This is a genomic window from Pseudobutyrivibrio ruminis DSM 9787, assembly GCF_900218035.1.
GTDB classification, from domain to species: Bacteria; Bacillota; Clostridia; order Lachnospirales; family Lachnospiraceae; genus Pseudobutyrivibrio; species Pseudobutyrivibrio ruminis.
The window spans coordinates 14,395-34,122 of the sequence record NZ_OBMR01000014.1 but is presented as its reverse complement, the minus strand read 5'-3'; the positions used below and the strand labels follow the sequence as shown (position 1 = coordinate 34,122).

The window sequence follows — 19,728 nt, the reverse complement described above, 5'->3', positions numbered from 1 at the left end:
GAAATGGTACACTTGCAATAAAAAAAGCTCCAGCAAAATTTGCTGAAGCCTTGTAAAATCATTGTTTTAATGACCTATTAATTTTTTTTCTAACTCATCCATGTCATAATCACGTTGAGAGAAGTTATTGAAATTATTTTTTTTCTTTTTATCGTTTGATGAAATCTTAGCAGTTGCACCCTTCTCAATCATTCTACACATATACCCTATCTTATCATCAACAGGTTCAAGCGATTTGTTTTCTATACGTTGCTTAAAAACTGAGACAACCTGCATCATATAAGCTGAATCCCTATTGAATTTCTTAGCACATGCTGCTATTCGCTGTATTTCTTCCTCACTAAATTCAAGTTTTGATAGTGACAGAAGCATTCGAAGCTCTGTAATACCACTTTCCTCTACTTCGTTATCTTCAAGCAATTCAACCGCAGTGCTTTCTATATAAGACTTATTTGTTACTCTAAATATAAATCCTACATATTTTCCAGATTCTTTTTTTGCCTCAAAGTCAAAAGTAAAATCGCATAATTCAATAGAATTAATACTTGCTTTTGCTGGATTTAAAGCACGTCTCTCAATGTCTGTCTTCGTATAAGACTGCGGCATCGAGAATTGATGCTTTAATTCTTCAATTGATATCTCAAACACACCAGGTGTAGCTGTTGGATACTCCTTGTAATTTTTCATATTCTCAAGATACCAATAAAGAGCTATTGTATATTTACCCTGCAGCTGTGTAGTTACTTCCATTGAGCCAAATGCTCCATGTATTATTCCAGAGCAAAGTGCTAAATCCTTGAAAAAGTCAGAAGGTTTAAACTCAATATATGCTACATCATTATTTTTACCCTTCTTATGGTATCGAAGAATGTCAAACCATGGAACAACAATATCATCCTGTCCATCTGGTCCCAGTTCATCAAATACTAAATGTCTATCCTTTAGCTTAGCTGTTCCTTTTCTAAAAACATCATATAATGTATTTTCCACTTTATATTTTGAAAACTTTATGAAACTACTTGGTTCAATTCTATATGTCTTATTCTCTGGGAATGTACTAATTGTACCTAATATAGCATCAAATACTACGTTTTCTTCAGCTGAGAACTCCATTTTACAGTGCATAATAAGAGCATCGGTTCTGTATGCAATACCAACTCCACCTTTTTTCAGCGGATGCTTATTATCCTGTAATGCAAGCAGCTTTAATAATGTTTCATGTGAATTCTCATCAAAAGTTTCTACAAGATTATCTATAGAAATTGCTTCTTTAATAAAAGTCTTTATCTTATTCTCATCTTCTGATGCTACAGCTAATCCAGTTTCACTATCAACTACATCCGGGGTATCATCATCTCTATCGATTATTCGGCCTTTGTTTGTATGAGTATATTGATGATCTACCTGTCCTAATTTTGAGCCTATTGGATATTCATCTTCATCATAAAACCTATTAGTTTTAGGGTTTACGTCTCGATATATTCCGTTTTCATCTTGTCTTATGATAGCCATTAATATTATCTCTCCCTTGCATTTTTAGACACGACAAATAAATGTCTTGTCTAAATCATTATACATAAACAGTATTTATCTTGCAAGAAGATATATATTCATTTATTAAACTCGTCAATTTGTCAAAAATAGACATTCTTTGTTTTTGTCTAATCAAGCGATTATTACACTTGAAACCTTGATTTTTCATCAAAAATGCATTTGGAAAATCCTTTATTTTCAACGGTTTTGTTTAACTCGTTAATTTGTCGGTTTTTTTACGCCTTATTTTATATTCTAGACAAATTAACGTCTCGTCTTTTTACTCGTCAATCTGTCGTATTTGCAAATTAGAACCTCAGAAACGTTGATTTTACGTTGTTTTTTGAATTTAAATTAGACAAAATGTTTATCTGTCGTATTCACTCGTCAATCTGTCGCACCATCTCGTTTATCTGTCTTTCCTTTACGTAGGGTTGTCTTAAGTAAACGTCAATTTGTCGTACTACACTCGTTTATTTGTCTTTCAAAAATCCTCGCAATCCTTATAAAATTAGGCTTTCTTTATGTCTTGCTATACTATCTATACAGTATTTTATACTGTTATATACTCTTTCCGACAGAGCACAAAAAAAGGACCTAGTCTAAATTTAACTAGATCCATTGATTTTAATTCCAGCCTGGAGTTGCTAAACGTTCTTTTCTAACTAGGTAAGCAACATAAGGAGCTACTCCACTAAATGAGTGCATTGCAGCTTGTTTTATAAGATTCTGCTTTGTTTCTTCAGTAACTGGTAAATTTCCTGGTTTTGATGATTCCATAAATTTTATTTCTTTATGAAGGTCATCTGTTCTGTCAATCTTTTCTTTCATGTCTTTTTCTACCAGTATTTGCAGATATTGCCATTTTGCTTTTCCTTTAAGTGTAGCTTGGGCATTAAAGAATTCTTGATCAAGAGCTTCAAAATATTTTACAGTAATATTTATAGTTCCTTCGTTTTTGCTAACTTTCTTTTCTGGTTTCGATTCACTTGTATTTTTTTTCTTTGTAGTCTCTTTTTTGGGTTGTTCTGATTTTACACTAGGTTCTTTTTTCTCTGGTTTAGCTTCTGGAGCTGGCTTTTCCTCTTGTATTGTAGGTTTTTCTATTATAGTTGATTCATCACTCAACACAGTTTTAGTAGGAGGCAAAGCGTCTCTTTTTGGTAAAGTTCTTTTTGAATTTTGTGCTTTTAATAATAAATCTGCTTTACTCACGTATTAATCCTCCTTAGTTAATCTCTAAAATATAATCTGCCAAATCATAATATGCTCTTGATACATTTGAGCTTTTATGAGCCATTGTATTTGGAACTTTAAAGGTTTGTGCTTCTGCAATTGCTATTGCATCTGGTATTGTGAAGATTCGTGGTTCAACTGACCTGTTTTCCTTGTAAATAGCGGCTTCATTTTCCATATCACTAATTGCAAGATCTGAAAGTGAAACTTTCTTAACACGGCTTACTATGAATCCATAAACATCACCAGTAACTAATTTATTTCTAGATTTTTGTAACTGAGATATTTCTGCTACAGCATTTTTTGCTTGTTGTCTGTCATTTTCGGCCATTAATGTTGTGATAAAGAAATAATCTGATGCGATATATGACATTTTCTGGAGAAGGTCCTTTTGAGGGCCATGGTCGATGAAAATGTAGTCATATCCGTTTTCTTCAAGCATTTCACAGATGTCTTTTAATAAATATTGGTCATCTTCTTTGTTGAATGTTATTTGAGGATTAGCAAGTCTTTCATCGCCTGAAATCAAATCAAAGCATTCTACGTCTAAAATAGCTTCATCAACTGAACAATCACCTGTTAAAATATCGTAAATCGTCTTTATTCCAAGACTTTCACGTTCATCTGGCTCGTAGTAAGCACCTACGTATTTTGTTAATCCAGTTGTTTGGTCAATATCAATTACCAAAACTTTCTTTCCAAGTATCTTTAGAGCAGCAGCCGTCTCTACAGTATTTGTTGTTTTTGCAGCTCCACCCTTTGATGTTGTCATACAAATTACTTTCATTTTTCTTCTCCGTTTCTGTAATCATTATAAACCATCCTATTTATATAAGAAAGAATTATTTTACAAATTATCATTATTTTATTGATTTTCTTATTTATATTATTTTCCCAACAAATGTAAACAATATAAATAATCATTTATATATAGAAATGATAAAACATATTATATATGTAAATAATCATAATTATATTAAACATCATAAAATTAATTATTATAATAATAATCTAAATAAGATAAATAATCAATAATATATATATAATATAATACATATAAAATATAAAAATAATAAATAAAAGAATATAAATATTAATAAGATAGATAATATAAGCATGATAAATAATACAATAAATATAATCAACGTAAACAATATAATACATATAAATAATAAAATAAAGAGGAATTGTAAAAGAAATATAACAAAGACAAGTTATATAATATTCATAAATTATATAAAAAACATAAATAATTTACGAAAAACGCGATTTAAGCTATTTTAAATCAAAACCTTATAGATGTTCGTAAAAATATGTAGAAACTCTCCTAGGGGCAAATATGAAGCTTACAGGCCATAAAAACAACTCTGCGCAACCCGTTTATAGAATTTTAAGGCTTCAAAACTAATTTAGGATAATTTTGAAAGAAATAATTTAACTTTATGCTAATATTTTACTAGTTTTATGTTAAAAAATAAAGCCAGGAGATATTAATCCCTGGCCAATAGAAAATCAAAATGTGAAATCCAAATCTTTATCTTTATTCTTTTTGAAGTTGTCTTTTTGAAATTGCAATCGATCATTATCAAGAGATAAATCACGTCTTTTAAACTCATAAAATTCTTCTCTAAGATTAGGTGAACCATAAACATAATTTAAATCATGAGAAAAATATAAAATTTGTTTCAGATGAATTAGATCTTTATATTGTTTATTTAGAGTAGTTTGATTAAGCTTTAAAGAATTTAAATGTTCATCAATATTTTCAAATTGATTGATATATACATCAATATCATCTGGCGATAGACCAATTTTATGAAGTTTAATAACAGCATTCCTATATGATCTGATAGCAGTTTGTAATTCAGGTTTTAGATTCACAATCGATTTTGAAAAGGCTTTGTCATCATTAATATGTTTAGATTGCAACTCAATAATTCTAGGATCCTTACCTTGTGAGCATGCCCAACTATAAAAGATATTACATTGTTTAGAGGACATATCTTTTGGATGCATAGGTGGGACAATACCTTTTTGTTTACAGATATCAACACATCTATTTATATCATTGACACTAGGGGAAGTAATGTCTTTAGTATCTTCCAATGTTGGAGCTGGACCTAAGCAGTTTTGAATATTGATTACATCTGCTAATGTAAGTGATTTAAGATTAATCTTTGTAATATCATACCCTGCATCAACAAGTAGCTTCTTACAATCACCTATTTGTCTAGGGTTAGCTGCGAACGGAAATTTCTTAGATAAAAAATCATATTGATTTTTATAAGCCATGTCATGGTTAAATGAATTCCTGTTGCACAGGATGCCTGGTAGCTCACCACCATATTTGAAATATTTTACAATATTAAAGTAGTCTACAGTAGAAAGGTTCCTATAGCCTAGCTGAGCATTAACAATCCTATAATCAGGATGTGTCGCCATTAGAATATGTAGGTCGCGTTTTTGAGTTGAGGATAATGGAGCTATAGTTGCATTATTTTCAGAAGCCTCTAAAGCACTTATATGCGGCAAGTACAATTCATTGAGCAAATTCGATTGACCACCTTGATTTATGAAAGACTGTTTTAATAGTTTGGCAGAAGAAGAGTATTCTGCGATTGTGTGGTAATAGTCTTTGATGGATTCTATATCCTTAATCTGTTTCTTTATAATGGATATTGAAGTTCCAACAGAATTAAGTTTTTCATCTAATTCTTTAATCGTATCTACAGAATATAAGCCTTTAATGTTTGAGGCCCATGTTAGTTCGGACTTCTTATATTCCAAATTATAAGATTTAAGTTGTGCTATTGAATGAGAATTAGATATATAGTTTGCAACTGCGCAGATAATGTTATAGGTTTCTCTAAGAGTATTCTCTATATTATTCAATTCTCGTCCATCCCAGGAATATCGTGTCTCAAGATAATCAAAATGAATAGAAGAATGATTAAACTGCCTTAAAGTTGAATCAGTAAATTCTCTATACAAGGTTGATTCCTTTATTTTTTTGGTTTTATCCAAGTTAAACCATACTAAATCACCATTGCGTTGTTGTTTAGCTAAGGTATATCCAAATCGCTTTAAGAGCTTTATGTATTCCTCTTTGCTAGAGGAAGAAGCAGAGCATATAAGCATGGATTCATACAAATCAGCTTTCCATGATTTGTTTTTACGTTGTGCAGCCCATTCTCCATATTGGAGGGAATCTTTTGATTTTTCTAATTGCTTTGTTGGAGACTCAAAATCAATCGGGATACCATACTCCTTTTGTAAGTCATCAGAGAACTTTCTAATGTTCATCAAGAATTTCTTCTCAAGGATAATTTTTTTGTCTCCTCCAGGAATATAGGAGTTAATGATTATATGATTATGTATATGAGTTTTATTCATATGGGTATCCACAACGCCCATGTAGCCATTTCTTTCAAGTAGTTCTATTCCAATCTTATGTGCAATAATTGGAGATATATTGGTTTCTTTAAAAGATTGGATTAGATGAATAGCAATAACACGAGATTGTTTATTTCCAAGTCCGCGTTTTGAATCGGGATAAAGATCACGTGTATCTTTAAACTCTTTATTTGCTGTTTCAGGAGAACATTTTACTCCAGTTACTAATATAGACTTTTCATCATTAAGCGGATCAACAAAAGAAGTTTTACTTTCATTTTTTGCATAATCAAAAAGATTGGAAAGCGCATCATTACCAAGAAGAGAAGTCTTTTCAATATCTGCTCCATAATCTAAAAGACTTGATAAATGCTCGCCATGAACAGCAATTGTTTTACAAATTGCTGTCATTACTGGTCCTCCACAGTATAAAGTTCATAATCCTTGATTAGAAAATTTGATAGCTTGCGTAATTCCCTAAGCCTTGTTTTTCTAAGACTACGTCTATTATTTTTGAAATACTCAGTTAGATTAACAAGAAACGTATTTGACTTCTCAAGTTCACATATAAAGTTTTCTATGGTAACTGGGTCAATTTCCTTTATACCCTTTAGATTATGTAAATACATATAAATAGAGGTATAAATAGGTTCTATCACCGAGTAAACGAAGTAGTAATCGTCGTCCTCTATTTTTATATCCAATACATTTTCCCCTTGTAGAGCTCTCCTTGCAACGAATCGCGATAATGGTTCCTTGCCAGCCATGTATTCAATAGCTTTCATCTCAGTATCAGTAAAATATGCTTTTACACATTTCTTTCTAGATCCGATTTTATAATCAATTTTATCAGCAGGAATATAAAGAGCAGGAGGGGCAACATCTGATTCTTTCAAAGGCAATAATGATTTTACAAAACAAGTTAAACTCATATCCCTTTTCTTAGCTTCAGATTGTAGAAGTAGTTTTTCTTTTTGTGATAGTGTTATGTATAAATTGTAATTACTCATGTTTTAGTTTACCTTTCCACAATAATTAATAGTGCGCAGCCTTTGATATCTACAATATCAAGGGTTTGGGCTTGCCCAACATGTTATTAAAACGAAGTTTTAATGGAAAAATGGGACATTTTCCTATGCTTGCAAAAAACAAACGGACCTCATTTATAGTCGGGATAGCCATATATAAAAGGGACCAAAATCTGAGAAATGGTACACCAAGGCGCAAAATTTTCCATTAGTTGTGATTAATGGAGCGTTAATGGGATTAATGGAAAAAATAAAGATCAAATAAAAATAGGAATTTTCCAATAAAGTGGAATAACGTAACGTTAATTAGAATAATGGAAAAAAGCTCCTGGTTTCAAAGGAACCAAGAGCCTATTTAAGACAATCAGAACATAATAGAGCAGTGCCATCCTTGTTTAAGGAGAGCTTATCTATACTTTCAACTTCTTTATTACATTTAGAACAAACAAGACCATCAGCTTTAATCAGAGCTTTCTTTATATGGTATTCTTCAAAACGCTTATCGCTTAGCTCATTAGCAACATAGAATTCTACAGCATTCTTAATAAAACCATTTACTGAGCTTTTCTCATCTAATGAATCAATAACATCAGTAAGAGTGTTATACCAGTCTCTAGGAACATCAAAAGGAACTCGCTTATATGTTTCTTTATAATAGCGCTCATGCATGGAAGAGAAATATTCCTTGTGGCGTTGGTAGTATTCTGGATCATAAGTACCTTTACCCTGAGTGTATTCTCTTCGATTTACATTTTCTGAATCATATTTTTTTCTAACGACTTCTGTATTTGGATCATAAGTTCCAGTAGAAGTTTCTTTTTTTGCAGCCATAAAAATCGCCTTTCTAAATTTAATTTGATTATTGCAAAAGCCCGAAAAATAAGCAATTCGCAAATTGCACAAATATCGTACGGAAAAAATTTTTTATTTAAGTGTACCATTTCTCAGATTTTGGTCCCTTTTTATGGGTAGAGCGGAGGTGAAGATGTACACACAAGAACAAATTCAGGAAGTCGTAAATATCGACTTGTACGACTTCGCATTGAAAAATCTAGATGCTGTTAAAGAAGGTAACTGGGCAAGACTAAGAAGTAATAAATCAGTTTGTTTTAAGCGCGGTTCCAGCAGATATATAGATTTTGCGATGCAAGGAAAAGGTAGTTCAGGTAATCTGATTGATCTTTTGACTACATATTATGGAGAAACATTTAAAAGCGTAATGGAATCACAAATAGGCGCAGATGCCTCCAGTTATAAAAAAAGTGAAATCGACTATGTATCACATTACGAATTACCAATTAAGGCTAAATCATTCAAAGAGACAATGGCATACCTTTGTATCACACGCAGGATACCAGGAGACGTAATAGCTAGGTTAATGAAGAAGGAGCTAATATACCAATCCTGTATTCCCCAAGGAGATAAAAGATTTTGCAATTGTGTTTTTGTTAATGATACGCAGTCTTATTACGAAATTCATGGAACTTTGTCTTTTGGAAAGAGCTTTCACGGTAATGGAAGAAAAGCGTTAGACGAATACTGGAGTTTTATGACAGGTAATGAGATTGGAACAGTATATATATGTGAATCTGCAATCGATGCAATTAGCTTGGCGGTTATTAGGAATATGGATGCAGAGAATGCTCTCTATGTATCAATCGGTGGTGTCGCAAATTATAAAACCATAGAAAAACTAATAGATAAGTATGGAAGAAAATGCGTATTGGCAGTTGATAACGATAAAGCAGGGCAAAGCTGCAGAGATAGATTTAACACCATTAGAAGTATTGTATCGAAGCACAAGGATTGGAATGAAGACTTGATGAAAGGATAGGTATATGAAAAAGAGTTTTGGAAAGATTTCTTTTGTTGTTATTCTGGTAAACCTCTTGATCTTCAGTGTTTATATCACAAATCAGAATAAGAAAGAAGAAAAACAGGTTGTTGATGAAACAGTGATATACGCAACTGAGACGACTACGGAAGACGAGCCAGAGGTTTCATATTCATTGGTAAGTGATGCTCAAGAGTATGACAACGAGGATGGTTACAAGATTTATCGAGATGAAGATGTTTCAGATGAAGATGTTGAAAAGCTTATTAGCAGACTTTTACGCATTAAGAATGTTGAAGGTGCAGAAAAGTTCAGTAAAGCAGTGAACTGGTACATAACAACGGATGAAACAGTCACATCAATGTTTGCTGTAGATGCACCAACAAAAACTTTTATGATCTATGACGGTCCAGAGTATGAAATCTATCTTGAGCAAATATTAATGATAGTTCAATCAGCAGCTCAAGAGGATTCAGGAGAGGAGAGGTAAATGAAACAGAAGATATTATCGTTGATTTCTTGTGCACTTATAGCTTGTAACATTTTCACGACTATGAGTTATGCAGAAGAATCAGTAGAACCGCCTATGGAAATAGTTGAACCAGCAGCTGAAGAATCTGAAGAAATTGAAGAGATAGAGATTTCAGATTCTGAATCTAATGAGACTGTAAGTGAGGAAAAAATTGAATCAAAGGAAGTCGAAGTAGAGGACGCAGATGTTGCAGTCGGCGAAGAGGAGCAAACTTTAAGCGAAGAAGCTAATACAAATCCGTTAGAAGCAGAGTCTGAAAATGATAACGAAACATTCAAGGTATCATTTATTGATTCTATAGATAATTCTGAATTTGCCGCATACACAGTTAATGAAGGAGATTCAGTTGAGGAATTGCCTGAGGCTCCTACGCATGATGGATATGATTTTGTCGAGTATGTCGGAAATTATATAGATGTGGTTTCTGATGAGGAAGTAATAGCAAAGTATGACAAGGTTGAAGAAAGTAATGAGCTTGTATACAAAGAATTATCTTCAGAAGTAGCAGGCTATACGATTATAATCACTGGAAATATGCCAGAAGATACTGAGCTTTTAGCAGAAAAGATTGGAAATTCCACAGCAGAAAAAACAGTAGAAGATAAGTTGGATATAACGTTTGCAGCTCAGGTTTCTTTTGATATCAAGCTAATGTCAGGTGAAAAGCAATACCAGCCGACAGAATTTGGTGAAGAAGTATCAGTTACTATCAAAGGATTAGATACAGCAGAGGAGCTAGAGGTATATAGAATTACTGACGATGGTACTGTCTCTGATATGTCTGCATCTCAAAATGGAGAAAGCCTGGAATTTGATACTGACCATTTCACAACATACACAGTAGGTACTACAGAATATAAATCATTATCTAAGGGAACATATCTGGGATTAAGTTATGAGTATTTTGATGAGGATAATGATAATCAACCAGATTTGGTTGTCGTTACTGGAGAACAAACAATCCCTGCGTTTGTAAGATTTGATAGTCCTGAAGAAGAAAAGGCATATAGAGACAAGTATGTAAAAGATGCTGTTTATGTTAGTACCGAGGGATCGAAAAATTTAGGCTTTACTGATCAAAATGATACTACAGCAATGCCTCCATGGTTTAGTCATATAACACCAGTTAAGAAAGTGCATTTTAAGGATGTAAAGCTATTAAACGCGTATGATTTATTTGGAAATTGTTTTTCAATAGAGGAAATAATTTTTGAGAATGTTGATACATCTCAATGTGTTGATATGGGACGCATGTTTTATTTCTGTGAAAACCTTACTACCCTAAAAATTACTAATCCATTAGATACAAGTAATGTATGTAAAATGGATGAAATGTTTGCTGGGTGCAAGAAATTAAAAACATTAGATGGAGAAAATAATTTCAATGGACAAAGCGGACTTTTTACAGACACTTCGAATGTAAAAGCATTTGATTGGATGTTTTATCAATGCTATGAGCTCGAATCGATAGATTTGAGTTGTATTGATAGTTCATCAGCAGAGACCATGATAGCAATGTTTTTAGTAAGTCCATATCATCAGTCAAAAATCAAAACAATAAAATTGCCAGCTGATTTAAAACTTGCAAAAGACGTAAGTAAGATGTTTGCAAATAGCGTTTTGCTAGAAGGTGGATTTTCAACTACAAATTGGGACACTTCCAGAGTAACTACAATGGATCAAATGTTTTTTAATTGTTTCAAACTTAGTGAATTGGATGTTTCAAATTGGAATACTTCTTCTGTTACAAATATTGAGCATGCTTTTGATAGATGTGAAAGCTTACAAATTCTAGATATATCAAATTGGGATGTTGCTAAAGTAACAAATATGAAAGATGCTCTATCATTCTTACGTAATGTTGAAGAACTAGATGTTTCTAAGTGGAACACATCAAGTTGTACTGATATGGGTGAGCTTTTTTATGGAAATATAAAGGTGAAGAAGCTTGATGTATCAGGCTGGGACGTATCTAAGGTTAAAAACATGTATATGATGTTCAATGGTTGTTCAAAACTTGAATATCTAGATTTAAGTACCTGGGATGTATCAAAGGTTGAAGATTTCGGTAGTGGGGCAACATATAGAATATTTCAAGATTGTGACAATCTTACTGTAATTGACATGTTCAGAACGGACGTCATTAAAGAAGAAGTTGGAATACCGGAAATTCCATCCGCACAAACAACTTCGAATTTGATGTTGGGTAATTCATTTATGTATATAGATGATAACAAAGACGGAAAAGCAGATAGCGCTTATAAGAAATTTAAAGTTTTCAAAAAGGATAGCGTGTCGCATAGATATATATTTGATGACAATCCTGTAGCTGAGAAGAATACATTAGAGAATTTCAAAAAGAATTATACAATCATAAATCTTGTGGAGCCTTCGGATGATGCAGAGGCATTTGAATATTTAGATCCAGAATATGGAAAAGTAGTATTTCATAATAGATATCTTGTAAAGGATTTTGAAATTATAAAAGAAGAGTGTCTGGATGAAAGTGATCCTTTAAATAAAACAGGGCGTGCATTTGTATACACCATAAAGATGGATGGTGACGTATTAAAAGTAATAGCAGGTGAACACTGCAAAAGGTCAGGCCCTGATGGAACCTATGGAACTGATGATGACTATAGTAGCTGGGATATAGAACCTTCAAATCATATAATGTATCAACCATTAAATCCGATTTCACAGCTAAAAAAGGATGAATACTATGAGGAATTTAAAGATTTTGTTATCTATTCTACTGGTGAAAAGATAACTTTATCAAGAAATGAATGGGATTTTAATGTTGATGAAGGCAACGAAATGGCGTATGAAGCGTACACCTTTAGACTTGCTACATTCAAATTGGTGCTCAAGGATGAGAAAGGAAAAGTTCTTTATTCAGACCATGTAACTTATGGAGAGCCACTTGCGGATATTCTTAAAGTCTATGGCAAGAAGTGGATTAATGCAGATGGTGATGAGTACACTCCTGGAACAATGCCTATAAGAGGAATGACTCTAACAAGAGTTCATACACACACACCAGCAGCAAGTAAAACTGAAAACAATGTAAAGCCAACACATACAAAGGACGGCCATTATGACTCAGTTGTTTATTGTGAAGAATGTGGCGCTGAGCTAAGCCGAGAAACAATTACGGTAGCTGCTACAAGTCATGTACCAGGTACACCTGTTGAAGAAAACAGAGTGGATGCCACATGTACAGAACCAGGCCATTATGAGTCGGTTGTTTATTGTGTTGATGATGGCGACGAGTTATCAAGAGAAACAATCACTCTTGACCCATTAGGACATATCGCTGGTGCCGAAGTAAGAGAAAATGTGGTTGATGCAACAGAAGAAGAGGAAGGTTCATATGAAAGCGTCGTATATTGCAAGCATTGCCATGTAGAACTTTCCAGAGAGACTAAGAGCATACCAAAGATAGAGAAAAATAAACCTCAAGACATCGTTAATCCTTCAGGTAATGAGAACCCAAACCCTGGTCAGGAACCAACAAAGCCAGGAGCCGGTGATGACAATAAACCAAGTGACTTAATTATTGATATTGTCATTGATGAAGAAGAGGAGACTCCAATTAATCCTGGTCATGAATTAATTGTTTCATTACCAAATTCAAAGCCTGATGACAATCTAATTGATGATGGCTTAGAGCTTAAGACTGTAGATATTGTGGCTATGAGCGATGACAGTCAGCTTAAAAAAGTAGATCTTGCAGATGATAAGGCTGACGATACTGCCAAAGAATCATCCTTCGTCGAAAAGGTCATTAAGGCTGTAGTCGTAACTGTATCAGCTGCAGGAACTACAGGTGGAATCTTCTTTGTAATCATATGGTTTAGACGAAGAAAAGTAAGAGGAAAGCTTATTTCAAAGGATGGCATTAACTATTCTAACTGTGTCGTAACTTTAGAGGGAAGGGATAAGCTTCGAACAAGAACAAATAAAAATGGTGAGTTCATTTTTAGAAATCTCAAGAAGGATACATATATCCTAACTGTATTTAACGAAAGTGATGAAATCCTATTTTCTTGCGAGTTACTTACATCTTCAAAAGACAGGAAGAATGAAGAGAATGTCACAGTTTTAGAAAACAATGTTTTGGCATACCAGTATAGTGTGGCAGGGCAAACCTACATCTTGGACATTTTTGCATAAGTAATGGGCAAGCTTAGCTTGCCCTTATTGGAGATATAAATGATAGAAAAATATAGATACAACGAAGATGGCTCTATTGATATTCGTAGAAGGATTACTACAAAGGTAGGACCATTTCAGACATTTTATGAAATTGGAGAGGCTTACTTTCCATGTATGAGTGCAGATGGAGATAGCTTTTTTACAATAGCTTTATCTACTGGCTTGCTTGGAGGCCATAAGTTTTATACCGGAAATTACCTACAGGGAATACTGTATGCGCTTACCTTTGGACTACTTGGATTTGGATACATTCTTGATTTAGTAATGATTCTTACTGGTGGGTATAGCTACATGTCAAACAGCATTACCAGAGATGGAGCTACAAAGGTAAAGACTTTCTCACAGCCTCTTGAAAATAAAAAGAAGGCACTAATTAGTACATTAGTGGCAGCTGTCGGCTGCATTGTAGTAGTTAAGTTTATGTATTGGCCACTAGTTGTGGCAGTAAGCGAACTCCTTTCTAACATAGAGCTTTCGTTGTATTAGAAAGGAATTACTTATGAATACAGTTCAAGATGAATACAATCTTGAGAGGTTTATTGAAATCCTATCAAGAATATTCGCTGTACCTTACCAGGTCATTGAAGCTAATGTAGGCCGATACTATAAGGCCTATAAAGAAGAACGAGGTATTGATGCTTTAAATGACTGGGTTGATAAAGGTGGCGACTTATCACATGTAGAAATCTTTTCTGAGCATATAGATGATTTGGAAGCGGTCTTTAAGATGAACCATGTTCCTTACGTGACTATGAATACCATATTAGGGAATGAATCTCCTATAGCGACACTTGTATTCAGGGATAAAGACAAAGACATAGTTGAAGATATTGTAAAGGGCTATAGATCTTTTCTATCTGAGAATACAAGGGAGCTGGATATTTATAGTTTTAAGGCGCTCATGGAAAACTCTGAGATTGCTGCAGCATCAAATCTTACTATTGGTGAAATATACGCTTTTAGAAGAGCTATGCGAGAAGAAGAGTTCATGTTCTGCGTTGGTAAGGATACAAAGAATGAAGGCAGATACCAGATATTTGCTGACAATAAAGAAGGTTTATCAAGGGTACTTGCTGGTATTTCCTTTGATTTCAATCTGAATGGTGGAGCATATAGAAACGAGATTGATAAGTACTCTGCTCAGTATAACAAGATTAACTCACTGATGAAGACAAAGAGTTTTTATATTGTTGATGGAGCAGATCCTTGCAATTTCACCCACGTGACAAAAGATAGTTTCTCAACTCATAACCTTGTGATTAACAAAGAAAGGCAGCCTGACGGTGAGATGATTGATGTAGTATCTGACCCAGCTGCCAGAGTTGTGAAACATGCAAAGCCAAAAGATGTTCTAAAAATAGCAATGACCTACAAGAAACCAATGCTTATGGCAGAGGAAGATTTTGACTTGGTAAAAGGCTATTCAAGAAATGGTATGGCAAAGGAAGCTGACTATTTTGCGGTCAACCTTCAAAACTTGATTTACCGCTTTGAAAATCAAAAGCCAAATATCATGAAGTTTCCGCAGAAGAAGTCTCTTATAGAACGAGAGGAGATAGTGGGATTTGTAAACATCCCTCAAAACTATCTTAAGGAGCTTACAGAAAAGTATCCGCAGATATACATGCATTACGATGGTTCCATTGCTCTCAAAAAAGAGGATAAGAAACTTGTAGATGACTTCTTTAGAGAAAAACTAAAGGGCCTTGATAGATTAAAAAGATTATCTTTTGGAATGTATATAAATGGCAGAAGTGGAAAGCATCTCATGGACCTTTCTGGAAAATCAGACAATGTTTACTACATTGTTAAGCCAGATAAGCCAAACATTGTCCTGAGAATCGACAATAAAGCGGCAATGCTCCTTGAAGATGGGGTGGAAATTGCAAAAGTTCTTAATACATCAGATGGCTATGAGAGATTTGTCTCAGATTACATGTGGGAATTAAGTAATCCTATAGGGCTTACTGAACAGGAAATGCTTTCACCTGGAAGAGATCAGATGATTGAATCCATAGCCATAGGAGATGTAGGAAACCTTGCAGTAGAACACCTCATAGAAAAAGAGGAAAAAGAGCGAGCTGAATTTGTCGACATGATGGCAAGAGGCGAAAAGGGCGTGTCTAAAGAACATGAAAAAGCAAGGGATGACTATTTAAAGATGTCCCTTGTAGCAAAGGTTCTTGATAATCAGATATTTAAGGAGATGCAAAAGAAACATGTTTCAAAAGAGATTGATAACGACATTGATATATAAGGCCACGGGATTTTGGGTGGCAGTACTAGTGTCTTTGCTTTATTTTACGCCTTTAACTGCCACTGCAGTGGAATTAGATGAGGGTGATGAGGTGGAGGCTGTAATGAGCTATGACACCTCTAAAACGGATGAGACACCTAACCAGATAGAGGGTGTTTGTCAGATTCCTGAGGGATTCGGTTTAAATGCCTATATTGAGATTGCTGATGAAGAGGGGACTCATTATTACATCTCTGTATCCCAGGAGAATGGATACTCAGATAGAGCCTATGTGAAAAATGGGACCTATTCCTTTGTTTCAGCTGGAGTTTATGGTGATAACACTGGTAAATATACCTTCGACCTAGTGGAGGGTGAGGATGAGTTTACCTTGGATGGAGAGAGTAATTCATTTTTCTGCATCAAGGTAAAGATTTCAAACTTTGACGAGATTAAAGCGCAGATAGATGAAAACAAAGGTGAGGAAAAGCCAAAGGTTATAGACTATGCCCCTACAGGGCTAAAAGGCGTAACCATTGATTCTACAGGCATTCTTTACTATGAAACTAAGGCTGATTCTGATAAGGGAACCATTGAAATATATGGAAACGCCACTAACGACTATAAGGTCTATGTTGAAATCATAGAACAGGGAGTAGTAGGAGAAGCTAAATTTAAGCTTTCCTTGGATGGAGGAAAAACATTTATAGGAGATGACACTACCTCAGAGGAGTTTGATCTAGGGTCTTATGGAATAACGATTGGATTTAAGACTGATGTAGATACAGATGAGCTACAGGTAGGAGATACTTTTACAGCAGATGTTCCTGCAACGAATTATGTATCTCAGCTTAATCCCCTTGAAAGTAACGTGGTTGTGGCTGGAGCTTCAAAGGAAGATCTTCAGCTTATGATAGATATCCTATCCTCAGAGACCTTGGGAAAGGCTAAGTTTTCCATTTCCACTGATGGTGGAAAGACTATAGATGTGACAGATACTATCCCAGAAAACGGTATCTATAAGTATAAGGATTTAACCATATATTTTTATACTTCTGATCTGTTTTCAAAGGGAGATCAGTACATGTCTTCCATAGAAACCCATATAGAAAAGTCTTCATATCTAGGAATCATAATCCTTATCGCAGTACTTGTAGCTGGTTTTATAGCATTTTTGGTTTTCCTTCTGATGCATGCTGAAAAGAAAACAGACTTTGTAATTCAGGTCTGGAATGAAAAGCAGATGAGTGAGGTATATCGATGAAAACCGTAAAACCTCACATATCAGAAAAACAGAGACTATCTAATTTCCTGACAAACTGTGTGGTAGTTACCATATCAAGCATATATTTTGGCTTGCGCCTTGGAAATGTAGCCTATCACATGCCTTTAGAAGAAAGAGATCTATTTAACGTAGTTATTACTTTCTCTGGAGGAGGCTATGCCAAGTGGTATGCCTTATTTCCATCAAACCTTACTTATTTAGGAATAGGATTACTTGCAGCCTTTGTTATGTGTGCAATTCTCTTTAATGAATACATGAGAGTAAAAGGTACAGTTGAAGATGCTCACGGAGACTCATATTTCGAAGAGGATTATCACCAGTACAACAAAGAGTTTGTATGTGATCCAACCTTGATAAAGGCTAAAGGCCTAAAAGATGACATAAAGCCAGTAAAGAAAAGTAAGGTCAAATGGCTGCAGCATATATATGTTAGGTTTGCACTACTCAGGCGTAGATTTAGAAAATCTGAGCCTATAAAGGCAAGCTTTACCAGAAATGATGAAGGTAAGCTTGTGTGTGAATCTATAAAAGAAGACAAGCATAAGAAGTTAATCGAGTATTGTAAGGACCAAGCACAGATTTATACCAATGATATTTATCTGTCACTGAATGGTAATTGGAGTCAGAGAAATACAAATGCAATAGTCTTTGGTGCTTCAGGAACGGGAAAGAGCCGTTATTTCTTAAAGCCAAACATTCTCCAGGCAAATACATCCATAGTAATTACTGATCCATCATCTGATGTTATGCAGTCTACAGGCTATTTCTTGGAAAAGAAGGCAGGATATAAGGTTAAGTGTTTCAACATTGATGACATGACTAAGTCCCTAAGGTTTAATCCCTTGTATTACATAAGGGATACCAAGGATATAGCAATCATTGTTAACTGTTTCCTAGAAAACGTGGATGGTGAAAAGAAAAAGAGCGCATCAGGAGATGGTGATTTCTGGCTAAAAGCGTCTACGGCGCTTCTATGTGCCTGCATAGGATACACGGTGGAAGTCTGCCCTATAGAAAGCCGAAACTTCTCTAACGTTTTGGATATTATAAGGCTTGATGGACGTTCTGAAAGTGATGACAACACCAGTGAAACCGCTTTTGATGAGCTGTTTATAAGACTTGGTGAGGCAAACCCAGCCTCCTATGCATACCAGCAGTACAAGATTTTCAGGCAGGCCCCAGCAAAGACCAGGCTTAACATCCTGATTTCAACCTCAGTAAACCTGTCTCAGATGGATATTCCAGAAGTTAGGAACCTGACTTATAAAGATGAGATGGAATTAGACCGTCTTTCGGAAGAAAAAATGGCTATATTCCTGTGTATTCCTCAGGCTGACACCACTTATTCCTGGCTGACTGCCATGTTTTATAGCATCCTCTTTAAGAGACTCTATGCTAAAGGTGAGCAGCGTATGAGGGACGAGGGGCTTAATGACCCTCAGCTTAAGGTACCAGTGAGATTCTTTATAGATGAGTGTAGAAATATTGGAAAGATACCAAATCTATCCATATATCTGGCTACTTGTAGAAAGTATAGGATTTCCATTGTACCTATATTCCAAAACTACTCGCAGGTTGAAGAGGTTTATGGTGAAAAGGGCGCAAACTCAATCATTTCAAACTGTGATGCCTTCCTGTTTTTAGGAGGATCAGATGAGGCAACCCTGAAAATCATAACAAGCCACCTAGGAAAAGAGACTGTAAAAACACTGTCTATGAATTCAGCCCTTCTTTTTACAAGAGGTCAGAATTCTACAAGTAAGCAGCTTTCTGCAAAGGAGCTTATGACAAGAGTTCAGGTAGAGACCATGTCTAACAACGAGTGTCTCTTGTTTATCAGAGCTCTTCGTCCTTTCAGAACAAAGAAGTTTGTACTGGAAAACCATAAGAACTATAAGTTTCTTGCTGAAGGAAGTCAGGGCGAGATTTACATAAACCAGATTGAATCAAATTATGAGGATGAGGAAATCGAAGGTCTTCGAATCAAGGCAGTTGGTGAAGATGGCTATATTAAACCTGCTGTAGTAGATAGTGCTAGACGAAGAAACCTCATTATTGAAAACCGTAAGAAGGCCAAGATTATTAAGGAAAACATAGATAGGCTAAATATGATTATAGCCACTTCTGACAATGAAAAAGAGAAGAAGGCTGCAAGAATAACCATATCTATGGAATTAAATAAGCTAAAGGCTTTTGCAAGAATAGATAACGAAATAGGATATACCCCTCAGGACCTAGGATTTGCAGATACCATAGAGTTTTCTGATGAGACAAAGACAGACAATCCTGACATAGGGGATAACTATAAGGTGAAAACATCAGATGAAACCATTGAAAATGTAGTAACAGCAACACCTATAGACTCATTTGCTGATCCAGATGTTTTCTATGATGTGGATTTAATTGAAGATGATTTAGAAGAAAGGTAAATAA

Annotated in this window: 13 protein-coding genes; 7 read left to right on the top strand and 6 right to left on the bottom strand. The window is 34.6% G+C overall.

Features of this window, described 5'->3' with window-relative positions; genetic code table 11:
• Window positions 1-66 precede the first annotated feature (66 nt).
• The 6 genes from CRN97_RS13010 to CRN97_RS12985 all read right to left on the bottom strand — a co-directional run bounded on the left by CRN97_RS13010 (window position 67) and on the right by CRN97_RS12985 (window position 8,021).
• On the bottom strand, window positions 67-1,512 hold the full coding sequence (locus tag CRN97_RS13010; protein WP_097077163.1) for a replication initiation protein: 1,446 nt from the start codon (window positions 1,510-1,512) through the stop codon (window positions 67-69).
• A 648-nt stretch (window positions 1,513-2,160) separates the two neighbouring features.
• Window positions 2,161-2,748, bottom strand: a complete 588-nt coding sequence (locus CRN97_RS13005) for a hypothetical protein (protein WP_097077162.1) — start codon at window positions 2,746-2,748, stop codon at window positions 2,161-2,163.
• A gap of 13 nt (window positions 2,749-2,761) precedes the next feature.
• Window positions 2,762-3,556: a ParA family protein gene (locus CRN97_RS13000; protein WP_097077161.1), complete on the bottom strand. Its 795-nt coding sequence runs from the start codon at window positions 3,554-3,556 to the stop codon at window positions 2,762-2,764.
• Between the two features lie 725 nt (window positions 3,557-4,281).
• Window positions 4,282-6,573, bottom strand: a complete 2,292-nt coding sequence (locus tag CRN97_RS12995; RefSeq protein ID WP_097077160.1) for a relaxase/mobilization nuclease domain-containing protein — start codon at window positions 6,571-6,573, stop codon at window positions 4,282-4,284.
• Window positions 6,573-7,172 (bottom strand): hypothetical protein, encoded by a 600-nt coding sequence (locus CRN97_RS12990; protein ID WP_097077159.1) that lies wholly within the window; start codon window positions 7,170-7,172, stop codon window positions 6,573-6,575. Before CRN97_RS12990 ends, CRN97_RS12995 begins: the two co-directional genes overlap by 1 nt.
• A gap of 369 nt (window positions 7,173-7,541) precedes the next feature.
• Window positions 7,542-8,021: a hypothetical protein gene (locus tag CRN97_RS12985; RefSeq protein ID WP_097077158.1), complete on the bottom strand. Its 480-nt coding sequence runs from the start codon at window positions 8,019-8,021 to the stop codon at window positions 7,542-7,544.
• 154 nt (window positions 8,022-8,175) lie between these two features.
• Here CRN97_RS12985 and CRN97_RS12980 point away from each other — a divergent pair, with 154 nt between their 5' ends.
• From CRN97_RS12980 to CRN97_RS12950, 7 genes are read left to right on the top strand one after another with little or no spacing between them, the layout of a single operon-like run.
• Window positions 8,176-9,024 (top strand): toprim domain-containing protein, encoded by an 849-nt coding sequence (locus CRN97_RS12980; protein WP_179670757.1) that lies wholly within the window; start codon window positions 8,176-8,178, stop codon window positions 9,022-9,024.
• A 4-nt stretch (window positions 9,025-9,028) separates the two neighbouring features.
• Window positions 9,029-9,514, top strand: a complete 486-nt coding sequence (locus CRN97_RS12975; RefSeq protein ID WP_097077156.1) for a hypothetical protein — start codon at window positions 9,029-9,031, stop codon at window positions 9,512-9,514.
• A complete protein-coding gene (locus tag CRN97_RS12970; protein ID WP_097077155.1) occupies window positions 9,515-13,732 on the top strand; it encodes a BspA family leucine-rich repeat surface protein in 4,218 nt (1,405 codons plus the stop codon).
• Window positions 13,733-13,771: 39 nt separating this feature from the next.
• On the top strand, window positions 13,772-14,260 hold the full coding sequence (locus tag CRN97_RS12965) for a TM2 domain-containing protein (protein ID WP_097077154.1): 489 nt from the start codon (window positions 13,772-13,774) through the stop codon (window positions 14,258-14,260).
• Window positions 14,261-14,273: 13 nt separating this feature from the next.
• On the top strand, window positions 14,274-16,031 hold the full coding sequence (locus CRN97_RS12960) for a hypothetical protein (RefSeq protein ID WP_097077153.1): 1,758 nt from the start codon (window positions 14,274-14,276) through the stop codon (window positions 16,029-16,031).
• Window positions 15,994-17,274, top strand: coding sequence for a hypothetical protein (locus tag CRN97_RS12955; protein ID WP_097077152.1), 1,281 nt, complete (start codon window positions 15,994-15,996; stop codon window positions 17,272-17,274). Before CRN97_RS12960 ends, CRN97_RS12955 begins: the two co-directional genes overlap by 38 nt.
• Window positions 17,271-19,724, top strand: coding sequence for a VirD4-like conjugal transfer protein, CD1115 family (locus tag CRN97_RS12950; protein WP_097077151.1), 2,454 nt, complete (start codon window positions 17,271-17,273; stop codon window positions 19,722-19,724). The genes CRN97_RS12955 and CRN97_RS12950 overlap by 4 nt, the downstream gene beginning before the upstream one ends.
• Window positions 19,725-19,728: the final 4 nt, after the last annotated feature.